The organism is Trinickia sp. (assembly GCF_036503415.1).
Lineage (GTDB): Bacteria > Pseudomonadota > Gammaproteobacteria > Burkholderiales > Burkholderiaceae > Trinickia.
In genome coordinates this window covers 12,762-25,030 of sequence record NZ_DASXWY010000017.1, presented here as the reverse complement: position 1 = coordinate 25,030, position 12,269 = coordinate 12,762, and the positions used below count along the sequence as shown (strand labels likewise).

The following is a 12,269-nucleotide window of genomic DNA, read 5'->3' as shown; positions in this document are numbered from 1 at the left end:
CGCATTATAATCCCGGCATGAACGCACAATCCGACCTCGTCCCCATCCCGGAACCCGTCGCGACTCGCCCCGTCGCGGCCGACCCCGTTTCCCAACACGCCCAGTTCGTCGACTGGATGCGATCGGTCGCACCGTACATCCACGCGTTTCGAAACAAGACGTTCGTCGTGGGCTTCGGCGGCGAGGTCGTTCATCAAGGACTCCTGAACGCGCTCGTGTCCGACATCGCGCTCTTGCAGGCGATGGGTATCCAGATCGTGCTCGTGCATGGGTCCCGCCCGCAGGTCGAGGAACAGATGAACCTGCACGGCGTGCAATCGGAGTTCTCGCACGGTATGCGCATCACCGATGCGCGCGCGCTCGAATCGGCCAAGGAAGCGGCGGGCGAAGTGCGGCTCGATATCGAAGCCGCGATCAGCCAGGGCCTGCCCAACACGCCCATGGCACATGCGCACATCAGCGTGGTGTCAGGCAATTTCGTGACGGCCCGGCCCGTCGGCATTCTCGATGGCGTCGATTTCGCTCACACGGGCGTCGTGCGCAAGATCGATGCCGAATCGATCCGTCATTCGCTCGCAAGCCGCAAGCTCGTGCTGCTGTCGCCGCTCGGTTTCTCGCCGACCGGCGAGGCGTTCAACCTCTCGATGGAAGACGTCGCCTCCGCCGCGGCCATCGCGCTGCGTGCCGACAAGATCATCTTTCTGACCGAAACGCCCGGCATCATGAACGAAGCCGGCGATCTCGTGCGCGAGCTTTCGCTCGACGACGCCTACCGTCTGCACGAAAGCGGCGAAGTGAAAGGCGACGCGGGCTTTTACCTGAAGCATGCGGTGCGCGCCTGCCGCGGCGGCGTCCCGCGCGCGCATATCATCCCTTACTCGCTCGACGGCAGCCTGCTGCTCGAACTATTCCTGCACGACGGCGTGGGCACGATGATCTCGTACGAGAACCTCGAAAGCCTGCGCGAAGCCACGCCCGACGACGTGGGCGGCATCCTGACGCTGATCGAGCCGCTCGAATCGGACGGCACGCTCGTCAAACGCGGCCGGCACCAGATCGAACGCGACATCGACCACTTCTCGGTCATCGAGCACGATGGGGTGCTGTTCGGCTGCGCGGCGCTCTATCCGTACCCGCAGGAGCGCATCGGCGAAATGGCGTGCCTCACCGTCGCCCCGGACGCCCAGGGCTCCGGTGACGGCGAGCGCCTCTTGAAACGCGTCGAGCAACGCGCGAGGGCGCGCGGCTTGACGCGCATCTTCGTGCTGACGACCCGCACCGAACACTGGTTCCTCAAGCGCGGCTTCGTGAAAGTCAGTGTCGACGACCTACCCGAAGACCGCAGGCGCCTCTACAACTGGCAGCGCAAGTCGCTCGTGCTGATGAAGCATCTTTGAGCGCGACGCGCACGGTACATCGCGCTGGCGCGGCGCGTCCTTATTCGATTTTCTGGAGAAACCCACAATGACACGCATGGTTCAATGCGCGAAGCTCGGCAAGGAAGCCGAGGGCCTCGATTTCCCCCCGCTGCCCGGCGAATTGGGCAAGCGCATCTATGAAAGCGTCTCGAAGGAGGCGTGGCAGGCCTGGCTCAAGCATCAGACGATGCTGATCAACGAAAACCGGCTCAATATGGCCGATCCGCGTGCGCGTCAGTATTTGATGAAGCAGACGGAGAAGTTCTTCTTCGGCGAAGGTGCCGATCAGGCAACCGGATACGTTCCGCCGACCGAAGGCTGAGCGGCGAGCGCATACTGCTTGCCCGCGAACGACGAGGCCGGCCGCATCAGCGCGCCGGCTTTTTTATCGTGGGTCAGACGAGCGTGTGGAGTTCAGCGCGTGCGCGGCCGCCTTCGATCAAGAGGACGCCCGCCGATACGGGCAGCTTGAAGCGGCGCGGCCCGGCGCTCCCCGGGTTCACGAACAGCACGCCCTCGCGAAGCGCGAGCGCGGGCTGATGCGAATGCCCCGTCACGACGACATCGATACGTGAGCCGGCCTCGCTCAACCGCAAATCGGCGATGTCGTGCACGACGTGAATCGCCACCCCTTCGATCACGAGCGTCGTCGACAACGGCAGCCGCTCGGCCCACGCGCCTTTGTCGTTGTTGCCCCGAACGGCAGTGACCGGAGCGATCGCAGACAAAGTGTCGAGCACTTCAGGCTTGCAGATATCTCCGGCATGCACGATGGCCTGCACGCCGGACAACCACGCGAGCGCTTCCGGGCGCACAAGATTGTGCGTATCGGAAATGAGGCCGATCCGTACCGCGTTTGCCATGCCTGTCAGGCCACGATCGGAACCACGGGTTTCAGGCAGCCAGGCCGGCATGGCTGCGCGGCGGGAAAAGCAGCCCGCGCGAACGGGTCAGCGCGGCGCGCGCCCCACGGGTGGCCACGACCGCTCCGACCTGCCCGAGATTGAAATCGTGCGATACGAGCAGTTCCATGAAAGCGACCATCGGCAAGACAACCGACGGGCTGTAAAGCTGACGTTCGATGAGGGCTTTCATGGTGGCTTTCCCCTTGCTCGGTGCGGCTCGACCCGCGACCTGCTATGACGACTTCGACATGAAGCCATTCTAGGCAGACCGCGAGGCGCGATAAATCCGCAAAACGAAAAGTCACTTGTCGGCCTTCCCGAACAATAGGAACAACGAGCCGATCAATCGAGCGGCGCAGCCGCGAACTCGGCCAGCGCTTCAGCACACTCGGAGAAGGCGGCCAGCGCCGGGTGAAGCGCGGGATCGACCGCACCGGGCAGGATGTGTTGCGTGAAACGCCAAGCCACCGCCACGGTGATATCGGCTTGCATCAGACGCTCACCGGTGAGCCAGCCCGCGCCGCCGGCCGAACCGACTTCGCGCTCGAGCAGCGCGTAGGCGGAGGACAGTTGGCCCGACACGCGGTCGACCCAAGGTTCGTGCTGCTTCTCCGCCGGCCGGAGGTTACGCTCATAGACGATCTGCACTGTCTTTTCGCTGGCGGCAAGCGCAAAACCGATCAGATGAAGCGCGCGCCGGCGTTGCGCCAACTCCTGAGGCATCAGCCGGCGCTCCGGCGGCACCTTCTGATCGAGATAGTCGAGAATCAGGCTGGAATCGATGAACAGCGTGCCGTCGTCGTCGATCAGCGTCGGCGCCTTGACGACGGGGTTGACCGCGGAAAATGCATCGAAATGACGAAACACGGAGAGCGGACGGTGCTCGAAGCCGATATCGAGCACGGCCATCGAAACCGCCACACGGCGTACGAACGGCGAATCGAGCATGCCAATCAGTTGCATTGATGCCTCGCTTGGTCAGAGGGTGAAAACGCCACTCTATCAGCCGCCCGGTCGCCTCGTTATTCGCCTGAACAAAAAGCGCAAATGCGAACAAGGACGCGACACGCGCGAACCGTAGGGTCTTCGCCCCAATGCCGGTTCCGAAGCCCATACTGATAATCATCAGCCGCCCTGAACCCGGGCGCCGAGCGCGCCTCGCCGGAGTGAGCCGCCATGAAGATGCGATCCGTAGCAGCCTCGGTTTTGATGGGTGCCATCGTCTCCTGCGGCGCCGGCTGTGCCGAACAGGGCCGGCCCGACTACGCCTATACGACGACCGTGGCGATTCCCGACGGCAAGACCGTCGAATGCGCGGTCAACGAGCCGCTTGCCGGCCGGAGTGGGCCGGCCGCACCGCTCAGTACCAGCGAGGAGCGCCAGGCCGAGGTCCTGGCCATGCATCGTCTCTTCCTCGAGACGGGCCCCTGGTCCGATTACCCCACGCCGTACACCGCGCCCGACATCAAGTGCCGGGCCATACGTTGATGTTCAACCTGCACGCAGGATGCGCAGGCCCTCTTCGACCGGCAGCTCGTTGTCCGCGGCGAATCGCATCACGAACTCGAACGCCTCCGGGCAGATTTCGGCCAGCTCGCCCGACACGGTGAGACACTTGATGCCCTCATCGACAAACGGCACCGCAAGCCATGTCGATGCCGAATTCCTGCCCGGCCGCTTCTCTTTGACGAACAGCGCGATGACACCGGCAAGACGCTCGGCCCAGTCGCCGGGCCGAAACGTTTTCCCGCCGTGTGTGAGACCCACGATCAGATGGGTGCGATGACGGCGCGAAGGATGAACGTGGTGGGTCATTCGTGAGCGAGTGAATGGGCCGGCAGCATGCCAACCGGTGCGGGGCGCTCGCGCGTCGTGCTTGCGAGCGCGTCGGCGCGAAGCCGGAAGACGGCCACCGTTTCGTCGAGCAGGCGCGCCTGCTCCTCCAGCGATGCCGCAGCCGACGCTGCCTGTTCGACGAGCGCGGCGTTTTGTTGCGTCGAGCGGTCCATGTGCGATACGGCGCGCTCGATCTCTTCGATTCCCTGGGACTGGAAGTCCGACGCCGTACTAATCTCCGCGACGATCGCATTGACCTCGTGCGCCGCCTTGACGATGTCGCCCATCGTCGCGCGAGCGCGCTCGGCCAATTCGGTCCCGCCTTGCACCTTGGCGACCGACGCCGTCATCAGTGCACGGATTTCCTTGGCCGCGGCGGCGGACCGGCCAGCAAGCGCGCGAACCTCGCCGGCCACGACAGCGAATCCGCGTCCCTCTTCGCCAGCCCGCGCGGCTTCGACCGCCGCATTGAGCGCCAGTATGTTCGTCTGGAAAGCAATGCCTTCGATTGCTCCGATGATGTTGACGATATGATCCGAGTCGGCCGACATGTCCGCGATTGCATGAACGATCTCCCCTACCACCTCGCCGCCGCGCACCGCGGTCGCTGAGGCCGTTTGCGCCTGCACACTCGCCTGCCGGGCGTGCTGCGCGTTTTGCGCGACGGTTGTGGTGAGCTCTTTCAAGCTCGCCGCTGTCTCTTGGAGCGCTGCTGCTTGTTGTTCGGTGCGCGCGGACAAATCGGCATTGCCGCTCGCGATATCGTGCACACCGTGACGAATTTCGCCGGTGCCGTCGCGCACACGTGTGACGGTCGCCGCCAGGCTTGCCTGCATGCGCGCGAGCGCATCCAGCAGCCGGCCCATCTCCGCACCGCGCGACGTATCGATCGTCGAGGTCAGGTCGCCTGAAGCGATTCGCTCGAAGTGATCGATCACGGTGCCGATCGGCTTGACGATCGACGCGCTCAGGACTCGCCGAGCGAGCACTGCGAGAACGACAGACGCGGCCCCGACGCAGGCAAAAAGCGCCAGCAAGCGGTGAAAGCGGTCCTGCGCAGCATCGAAATGCATCTTTTGCGCGCGCACCTGAAAATCCATGAGCCGCTGCGCCGCCTCTTTGTAGTCCGAGAAAACTGCTTCCGGTGCATGCCGCTCGATGGTGCGGAAGGAGGCGAAATCGTCCTGGTCGAGCGCCGCGATTTCCGGCGCGATGACCTGCTTGATCAGAGTGGCGCGAGCGGTGCGCAACGCGTTCGCGAGCGAGGCTTCCGCATCGCCCGATACGGGCAGCGCGCTGTAAGCCTCGAGCGCGCGATCGCTGGCGGCCAGCGCCGCATGAATGTTCGCCAGCGTCGATTCTGTCGGCTTGCCTTGTGCAACGAGTGTCTCGTAGCTGCCCAGATCGACACGCGCTTGCAAGAGGTTCGCGGAGGTCTCCGCAAGATGCGTCAGCGCCGCGGTCTCGGCACTATGCATCTTCTCTAGCGCCACATTGGCGGATCTGAGTCCGATGACCGATGCCACGATCACGAGTATCAACGCGCCCGTGTAGCCGGCGACCGTCGCGCTCAGCGCGGCACGAACGTTAGTGACCCTAACCATGCTGTCTTCCCAAAAAAAAGGCGGCAAGCAATGAGGCTCGCCGCCGCCTTTAAATGGCTGCCCTCATCAGGCAGCACCGTCTTGGAGGAGGTGGGACAATCAGAAGCGGGTACGCACACCCGTGGTCAGCTCGAGCTGGTTCTTCGCCCCGAACGTGCTGCCAACCGTGTAGCCGCCGTGAAGCCGCATGTAGTCGCCCGCAAGGTACAGCTCGGTACGCTTGGACAGGTGATAGAACGTCGATGCGTAGAGCGTTTCCTTGAAGCCGTTGTGCAAGCCGGCCGTCGCATCGAACACGTGGGCCGTGTTGGCGTTCGGAATATCGCCGTCGGCGTTGTACGCGGCGTTGTGAACGCGCATCTGCTGATAACCGAGCTCATAGTCGAACGGTCCCTTCGGCGCAAGCTTGAGCGACACCGTCCACGCGTTGTCCTGGCGCTGGCCCAGCGAGCCTTGATTGCCGAGATAACGGAAGTAGCCCGCGTTGATACGCGCGATACCGAACGTGTAGTTACCGCCCACCGACCACGTTTGATCGACGAAGCCCGTGTTGTTCACGTGGTTGTAGAAAGCCGACACGTTGAACGGGCCGCCGTTGTAACCGAGCGCTGCCTGATAGGTGCTGCCCGATGCGAACGACGTCGAGTTGCTGAACGCATAACCTGCGCTTGCGAAGATGCCGTTGCTGAACAACTTCTTCCACGCGAGACCGTTGTTGTAACGGGTACCCGTTGCGCCGGCAGCATAGAAAATCATCTGCTTGAAGTTGTTCGAGTTCGTCCAGCCGCCCTCTTCATAGCGCAGCTTGGCACTGCCGTACGGATCGCCGTAGATCGCCGAGGCGTCACGCGCGATCGTGTTCTGGAAGCCGGCAGTGAATTTACCGTACGTATCGTTCTCGATGCCAACCCACGCATCGCGATCGAAGATCTGGCCCGGATCTTCCATGTTCCCGTTGGCAACCACGAATTCGCTTTCGAGGGTGAAGATCAGCTTGGTGCCGCCGCCGAGATCTTCCGCGCCCCTCAAGCCCCAGCGGCTGCCGCTGAACCACGGCTCGCCATCGGCGTTACCCATGCCGATCAAGTGATTGCCCTTCGCATCGGCATGCGTGATGTAAGTGGGGAAGCTCAAATCCATGAGCCCATACAGCTGCACGCTCGACTGCGCGTGCGCGCCGCTCGCCGCGGCCAATGCGCCGGCGGCAATTGCCAAGGTCCGATAGGTCCTTCTCAAGATCGTCTCCTCATTCACTGCGTTGAACTTCTGCTTGTTTGAACGGTGCCACTCCCATCTGAGCACCGAGCTTTCCGCCAAAACGGAATGGAGACAATCGTAGTGGTCCGAATCCTTCGCGCTGCTTTCGTGATCGCTTAGTAGTACTAAGTGCTTTCACTAGTTACGCAATGATGACTAGTTCATCATTGTGCTTCTTTCTCCTTGAGGATATAGCCAAGCCCGCGCAACGTCATGATTTGCGCCGTGGATGCGGAAAGATGCTTACGTAATCGATGAATGTAGATGTCGATAGCATCGGCGCTCGCCTCATCCTCCAGGCTGAACACGCTATCCATCAGCGCGGCCTTCGTGACGGTCTTGCCCTGCTTGAGCATCAACGTTTCAAGAATCGCATGTTCTCGGCGCCGCAAGGCGAGCGGCGCGTCGTTGTGCGAGAACTCGCGCGTATCCGTGTTGTACTGCAGGTCGCCGCACACGAGCGAGCCCGATTTACCGCTCGTCTGACGGCGGATCAGCGCCTTGATGCGCGCAACGAGCTCGCGCGCGTCGAACGGCTTGACGACGTAATCGTCCGCACCGATGCTGAAGCAATCGACCTTGTCGTCGATCGAACCATGGGCCGTCAGCATCAAGACCGGCGCGTTATCGCCGCGTCTGCGCAATCGTGCGAGCACTTCCTTGCCGCTCATGCGCGGCAAACGCATATCGAGCAGCACGACATCGTAGCTTTGCGTACTGAGCACGGCATCGGCCGATTCGCCGTCGCTCGCGCAATCGACGGCGAAATTCTCGGCTCTCAGCAGATTGACGATCCAGTGCGCCAGTTCGGCGTTGTCCTCGACCAGAAGCAGTTTCATTGCGTCATTCCTTCACGGCTTGCAGCCGGCAGACGAACGGTGGCCGTGAGGCCGACGCGCCCAGGGCCCGGTGCGACGGACGCCGCGCCGCCATGCGAGCGCGCGATGCCCTGCACGATCGCGAGTCCGAGACCGGTCCCGTCGACATCGGTCGCGCCGCGATAAAAACGCTCGAACACGTGTGCGCGTATCTCCGCGGGAATGCCCGGCCCGTTGTCCACCACTTCCAGCAGCACCTCGTCCCCCTCGCGCCTGCAAATCACCGTCACGTGCCCCCCTTCCTGTGTATAACGAATCGCATTGTCGACGAGGTTCGCAACGAGCGCGGCGAGCAATTGCTCGATACCCATCACGGCGATGTCATCGGCGAGGTCGGCCCCCAGGTCGATATTACGCCGCTGTGCCGCCATGATGAGCTCCTCGAGCACGGAGAAAACCACACGTGCCATATCGACGCGCACAAGCGTGGCGGCGGCCCGCGTCGACTCGGCCTGCGCCAGCAGCAACAGCTGATTCGTGATTTCGATCATCTTGAGGCTCGTGCGCCTCACGCCATGCAGCACATCGACGAGCAGGGGATCGCCGGCGTTGTGCTGGCAGGCGTATTGGACCTGCGTGTCGAGCAGCGTCAGCGGCGTGCGCAATTGATGTGCGGCATCGGCGATGAATTGCCGTTGCGTGGTCGTATGCAGTTTCAGGCGCGCGATACATTGATTGATCGCGTCGACGATGGGACGCAGTTCAGACGGCAAATGGTGGAAGCGGATCGGTTCCAGCTCCATGGCGTCGCGATCGGCAACGTTTTCGCTGAGCTTCATGAGCGGCCGCAACTCGCTCGTGAGGCCGATCACGACAAGTACCGCGGCCAGCGCGAGCATCAAACCCTGCCGCAGGACCTGCGGGTGCCAAAGCTGCGAGAGCATCGCCTCGCGCGAAGCTTGCGTCTTGGCCACGATCACGGTGACTGGCGTGACGGAGCCCGAGTCGTAGACTTGCCGCTGGAATGCGACGGCGCGCAGGTTTTGTCCGTCGAGCACCGTGTCGTAAAACACGGGAAAGCTCGCCAGGTGCCCGGGCAGCGCGAGATCGATCGACCCGCCGAGCAGCTTGTCCTCGCCCGCGACGACCTTGTAGAAGACCTGGTCGCGGTAAGGCGATTCGAACATTTCGAGCGCCGCGGGCGGGATATTCGCGATCAGCGCCCCGTCGCGCCACTCGATGTTTTCGCCTATGGTGCGCGCGGACGCAAGCAGGACGCTGTCCTGCACGAGATCGGCCGTCTGCCGCGACGCGTCGTGCGCCATCAAGCCCGTGACGAAGACAAACGTGCCGAGCGGCAGAAAAACCCACAGCAGCAGCCGCGCACGCAGGCTATGCAGCATCACGAACTCCCCCTATTCATCCGACGCTCAACGGGGCGCGGGCACGCATCTTTCGATGCGTGCCCGCGAAGAACCGCTTTTACCGCTTTTACCGCTTTTCCGTTGCGGCCGCGGCGCCTACTTCCTCAGAAGGCGGACGGTCTCCACTTCAGCAAACGCCTTTCCAGTGCCGTCAGCAGGTAGTCTGTCGTCAACGCGACCACAGCCAGCACGATCATCGCAGCAAACACGCCGCTTGCGTTGAACGCGCCCTGCGCCGTCGAGATCAACAGGCCGATACCCTGCTTCGAGCCGAGGAATTCGCCGACGACCGCACCGACGAGCGCGAAACCGAAGCTCGTATGCAAGCTGGCAAGAATCCAGGAGAGCGCCGACGGAATCACGACCGCGGTGGTCAGCTGACGCTTCGACGCGCCGAGGATCTGCGCGTTCGCGATCATATAGCGGTCCGCTTCGAGCACGCCTTGGAACGCATTGCCGAAGACGACGAAGAACACCATGACCACCGCGAGCGCCACCTTCGATGCCATGCCGAGGCCCAGCGCAATGACGAATACGGAGCCGAGCACCACACGCGGAATCGAGTTCGCGATCTTGATGTAGAGGCTGAAGACGTCGGACAGCAGCTTGTTGCGGCCGAGGATGACGCCGCAGATGATGCCGCCCACCGCGCCGATCAGAAAGCCGAGCATCGTTTCTTCGAGCGTCACCCAGACCTGCACGAGCAGCGGGCCTTGCGAGGTTCCGTTCACGAACCAGTCGACGATCTGATCGAAGATCAGCGACGGCATCGAGAAAAAGAACGGATCGAACCATTTGAATCGTCCGCCGAGCTCCCAGCCGCCGAGCACGACGACGAGCACGAGAATACGCAAGCCGATGACGAGCGCACGGCGCTGCCGGATCCGGCGTTGCGCGACTTTTTCGACCTCGGCGAGCGATTGTTCGCCAAAGGCGCGTTGAGCATGTTCAACTGTTGACATTTTCCGACCTTCCTTCCAGTTCTTGCCGCGTTCTTTCGGTTCTTGCGCGAGGGTAGACATCAAGCGATCTGCACTTCTTCGCGCAGGTCGCGCCAGATGTCGCGCGAGATTTCGATGAAGCGCGGTTCGTAGCGAATTTCCGAGGTGATGCGCGGCCGCGGCAAATCGATCTCGTAGACCTTTTTCAGCGTGGCCGGACGCGCCGTGAGCACGAACACGCGGTCAGCCAGCGCAATCGCTTCCTCGAGATCGTGCGTGACGAAAACGACGGAGCCCGCATTGGCCGACCACAATTGCAGCAGCTCGTCTTGCATCAGCGTGCGCGTTTGCATGTCGAGGGCCGAAAACGGCTCGTCCATGAGCAGGATCTCGGGCTTGTTGATGAACGTCTGGGCGAGCGAGACGCGCTTGCGCATACCGCCCGAGAGCTGGTGCGGATAGTGATTCTCGAACTTTTCGAGACCGACGCGGCGCAGCCAATCGCGCGCCTCTTCATGTGCGACGGCCTTCGAACGTCCGCGAAACATGGGGCCGGCCGCGACGTTGTCGAGCACGGTGCGCCACGGAAACACAGCGTCCGCCTGAAAGACGAAGCCGATGCGTGGATCGATGCCCGTCACGGGCGCGCCCATCACACGGACTTCACCCGTCGTCGGCTTGAGCAGGCCGGTGATCATGCTGAGCGTCGTCGATTTGCCGCAGCCCGTCGGGCCGACGATCGCAATGAACTCGCCCTTGGCGACCGACATGCTGAAATCGCGCAATGCGATCGTCGCCTTGCCGTCGGGCGAAATGAAGCGGCACGATACCGAGTTGAACTCGATGACAGGTGATTCTTTGGAGACAGCTTTGTTCATCGCAAATCCAGAGAAGTGGCCGGCGCCGCCCCTCGCGGCGCCGGTGAAGGCACGGGCTCCGGCTACGGCCGGAACGCACGGTGCCCGATTATTTCGACTCCACGAACGCGTTGGTGTAGGTCTTCGACAGATCGACGTGCTTGCCCTTGACCGACGGGTTGAAGCCCGCCAATACCTTGAGCACCGTTTCCGGGCCATCCTTCGGCATCTTCGCGTCCTTGGTGAACATCGGCAGCGAAGCCTTCAGCGCCATCAGGTAGAGTTCCTTGTCCTTCTGATAGTCGGCCGGCATCTTCGCGGCGATTTCATCGGCGCTGTGCGTACTGATGAACTGCATCGTCTTCGCGAACGCGTGCGCGAGCTTTTGGGCCTCCTGCTTGTGCGATTCTGCCCAGGCACGCTGCACATAAAAGCTCGCCGCCGGATACACGCCGCCGAGCGCGGCCTTCGTACCGTCGACGTTACGCATGTCGACGAGCACCTTCGCGTCGCCCGTCTTCAGCAGCTTGGAGACGGTCGGCTCCGTCGTCATCCCCGCATCGATACGGCTTTGCTTGATCGCGGCAATGAAGCTCGCATCCGCGCCGACAGGCAGCATCGTGTACTGGTTAGACGCGATGCCGTGCTGGGCAGCGAGGTACTGCGTGAGAAAGCTCGTCGACGAACCGAGGCCGGTCACGCCGAGCGTCTTGCCCTTCACGTCGGCGAACGACTTGAGCGTATCGGCCGCCTTCGTCGACACCATCTCGACTTCGCCCGGCACCTGACAGAACACGGCGATCGCCTCGGTTTCCTTGCCCTTCGTCTGCAAGTCGATCGTGTGATCGTAAAAGCCGACCACGCCTTGCACGGCGCCAGCGAGGAGCTCGTTTTCCGCATCGACGCCGGCCGGCTGCGAGAGCAGCTCGACGTCGAGACCTTCGTCCTTGAAGTAGCCGAGCTGCTCGGTGAGCTTCGCAGGCAAATAAATGATCTTGGTGATGCCCCCCACCATGATCGTGACCTTTCCGTCATCAGCGGCTGATGCGTGCTGCGAGACGATACCAAATGAAAGTGCCGAAGCGAGAGCGAGGACCTTCAAGTTGCGCAGGGTCGGGTACATCGTGACGTCTCCTTTGTTATCGCGCGCCGCGGGATGCGGTCTGTTGTCGCGTTGATGGCGAAATTCTATTGGACGCAATCCTTCTC

The 12,269-nt window shown here is 62.5% G+C and carries 14 protein-coding genes; 3 read left to right on the top strand and 11 right to left on the bottom strand.

Annotated features, from left to right (window positions below):
- Positions 1 to 17 precede the first annotated feature (17 nt).
- Both argA and VGL01_RS02745 read left to right on the top strand, forming a co-directional pair.
- Positions 18 to 1,397 carry an amino-acid N-acetyltransferase gene (gene argA / locus VGL01_RS02750; RefSeq protein WP_331566830.1) on the top strand — a complete coding sequence of 460 codons (1,380 nt, stop codon included), beginning with the start codon at positions 18 to 20 and terminating at the stop codon, positions 1,395 to 1,397.
- 67 nt (positions 1,398 to 1,464) lie between these two features.
- On the top strand, positions 1,465 to 1,740 hold the full coding sequence (locus VGL01_RS02745; RefSeq protein ID WP_331566828.1) for an oxidative damage protection protein: 276 nt from the start codon (positions 1,465 to 1,467) through the stop codon (positions 1,738 to 1,740).
- Between the two features lie 73 nt (positions 1,741 to 1,813).
- Here VGL01_RS02745 and VGL01_RS02740 read toward each other — a convergent pair whose 3' ends face one another.
- From VGL01_RS02740 to VGL01_RS02730, 3 genes are all read right to left on the bottom strand, one after another.
- Complete coding sequence (locus VGL01_RS02740; protein ID WP_331566826.1) at positions 1,814 to 2,281, bottom strand: metallophosphoesterase family protein; 468 nt, start codon at positions 2,279 to 2,281, stop codon at positions 1,814 to 1,816.
- Positions 2,282 to 2,312: 31 nt separating this feature from the next.
- Complete coding sequence (locus tag VGL01_RS02735; RefSeq protein ID WP_331566824.1) at positions 2,313 to 2,513, bottom strand: hypothetical protein; 201 nt, start codon at positions 2,511 to 2,513, stop codon at positions 2,313 to 2,315.
- 152 nt (positions 2,514 to 2,665) lie between these two features.
- Entirely contained in the window at positions 2,666 to 3,286 is a 621-nt protein-coding gene (locus VGL01_RS02730; protein WP_331566822.1) for a glutathione S-transferase, read from the bottom strand.
- Between the two features lie 213 nt (positions 3,287 to 3,499).
- Here VGL01_RS02730 and VGL01_RS02725 point away from each other — a divergent pair, with 213 nt between their 5' ends.
- The gene (locus VGL01_RS02725) at positions 3,500 to 3,811 is read left to right on the top strand and encodes a hypothetical protein (RefSeq protein WP_331566820.1); all 312 of its coding nucleotides are present in this window, start codon (positions 3,500 to 3,502) and stop codon (positions 3,809 to 3,811) included.
- Between the two features lie 3 nt (positions 3,812 to 3,814).
- Here VGL01_RS02725 and VGL01_RS02720 read toward each other — a convergent pair whose 3' ends face one another.
- The 8 genes from VGL01_RS02720 to VGL01_RS02685 all read right to left on the bottom strand — a co-directional run bounded on the left by VGL01_RS02720 (position 3,815) and on the right by VGL01_RS02685 (position 12,183).
- On the bottom strand, positions 3,815 to 4,138 hold the full coding sequence (locus VGL01_RS02720) for a DUF3579 domain-containing protein (RefSeq protein WP_331566818.1): 324 nt from the start codon (positions 4,136 to 4,138) through the stop codon (positions 3,815 to 3,817).
- Positions 4,135 to 5,763: a methyl-accepting chemotaxis protein gene (locus tag VGL01_RS02715; protein WP_331566816.1), complete on the bottom strand. Its 1,629-nt coding sequence runs from the start codon at positions 5,761 to 5,763 to the stop codon at positions 4,135 to 4,137. Before VGL01_RS02715 ends, VGL01_RS02720 begins: the two co-directional genes overlap by 4 nt.
- Positions 5,764 to 5,862: 99 nt before the next feature.
- The gene (locus VGL01_RS02710) at positions 5,863 to 7,017 is read right to left on the bottom strand and encodes a porin (protein ID WP_414720158.1); all 1,155 of its coding nucleotides are present in this window, start codon (positions 7,015 to 7,017) and stop codon (positions 5,863 to 5,865) included.
- Positions 7,018 to 7,184: 167 nt separating this feature from the next.
- Positions 7,185 to 7,859 carry a response regulator gene (locus VGL01_RS02705; protein ID WP_331566812.1) on the bottom strand — a complete coding sequence of 225 codons (675 nt, stop codon included), beginning with the start codon at positions 7,857 to 7,859 and terminating at the stop codon, positions 7,185 to 7,187.
- Positions 7,856 to 9,241 carry a sensor histidine kinase gene (locus VGL01_RS02700; RefSeq protein WP_331566811.1) on the bottom strand — a complete coding sequence of 462 codons (1,386 nt, stop codon included), beginning with the start codon at positions 9,239 to 9,241 and terminating at the stop codon, positions 7,856 to 7,858. The genes VGL01_RS02705 and VGL01_RS02700 overlap by 4 nt, the downstream gene beginning before the upstream one ends.
- Before the next feature lie 125 nt (positions 9,242 to 9,366).
- Positions 9,367 to 10,224, bottom strand: coding sequence for an ABC transporter permease (locus VGL01_RS02695; RefSeq protein WP_331566809.1), 858 nt, complete (start codon positions 10,222 to 10,224; stop codon positions 9,367 to 9,369).
- A gap of 59 nt (positions 10,225 to 10,283) precedes the next feature.
- On the bottom strand, positions 10,284 to 11,081 hold the full coding sequence (locus VGL01_RS02690) for an ABC transporter ATP-binding protein (protein WP_331566807.1): 798 nt from the start codon (positions 11,079 to 11,081) through the stop codon (positions 10,284 to 10,286).
- Between the two features lie 88 nt (positions 11,082 to 11,169).
- The gene (locus VGL01_RS02685) at positions 11,170 to 12,183 is read right to left on the bottom strand and encodes an ABC transporter substrate-binding protein (RefSeq protein WP_331566805.1); all 1,014 of its coding nucleotides are present in this window, start codon (positions 12,181 to 12,183) and stop codon (positions 11,170 to 11,172) included.
- Positions 12,184 to 12,269: the final 86 nt, after the last annotated feature.

Bases quoted from the DNA above. Each gene is read 5' to 3' on its own strand.
- VGL01_RS02735 (WP_331566824.1), bottom strand. From the start codon at position 2,513: ATGAAAGCCCTCATCGAACGTCAGCTTTACAGCCCGTCGGTTGTCTTG.
- VGL01_RS02705 (WP_331566812.1), bottom strand. From the start codon at position 7,859: ATGAAACTGCTTCTGGTCGAGGACAACGCCGAACTGGCGCACTGGATC.
- VGL01_RS02685 (WP_331566805.1), bottom strand. From the start codon at position 12,183: ATGTACCCGACCCTGCGCAACTTGAAGGTCCTCGCTCTCGCTTCGGCA.
- VGL01_RS02730 (WP_331566822.1), bottom strand. From the start codon at position 3,286: ATGCAACTGATTGGCATGCTCGATTCGCCGTTCGTACGCCGTGTGGCG.
- VGL01_RS02690 (WP_331566807.1), bottom strand. From the start codon at position 11,081: ATGAACAAAGCTGTCTCCAAAGAATCACCTGTCATCGAGTTCAACTCG.
- VGL01_RS02700 (WP_331566811.1), bottom strand. From the start codon at position 9,241: ATGCTGCATAGCCTGCGTGCGCGGCTGCTGCTGTGGGTTTTTCTGCCG.
- VGL01_RS02725 (WP_331566820.1), top strand. From the start codon at position 3,500: ATGAAGATGCGATCCGTAGCAGCCTCGGTTTTGATGGGTGCCATCGTC.
- VGL01_RS02720 (WP_331566818.1), bottom strand. From the start codon at position 4,138: ATGACCCACCACGTTCATCCTTCGCGCCGTCATCGCACCCATCTGATC.
- VGL01_RS02715 (WP_331566816.1), bottom strand. From the start codon at position 5,763: ATGGTTAGGGTCACTAACGTTCGTGCCGCGCTGAGCGCGACGGTCGCC.
- VGL01_RS02695 (WP_331566809.1), bottom strand. From the start codon at position 10,224: ATGTCAACAGTTGAACATGCTCAACGCGCCTTTGGCGAACAATCGCTC.
- VGL01_RS02740 (WP_331566826.1), bottom strand. From the start codon at position 2,281: ATGGCAAACGCGGTACGGATCGGCCTCATTTCCGATACGCACAATCTT.
- VGL01_RS02745 (WP_331566828.1), top strand. From the start codon at position 1,465: ATGACACGCATGGTTCAATGCGCGAAGCTCGGCAAGGAAGCCGAGGGC.
- argA (WP_331566830.1), top strand. From the start codon at position 18: ATGAACGCACAATCCGACCTCGTCCCCATCCCGGAACCCGTCGCGACT.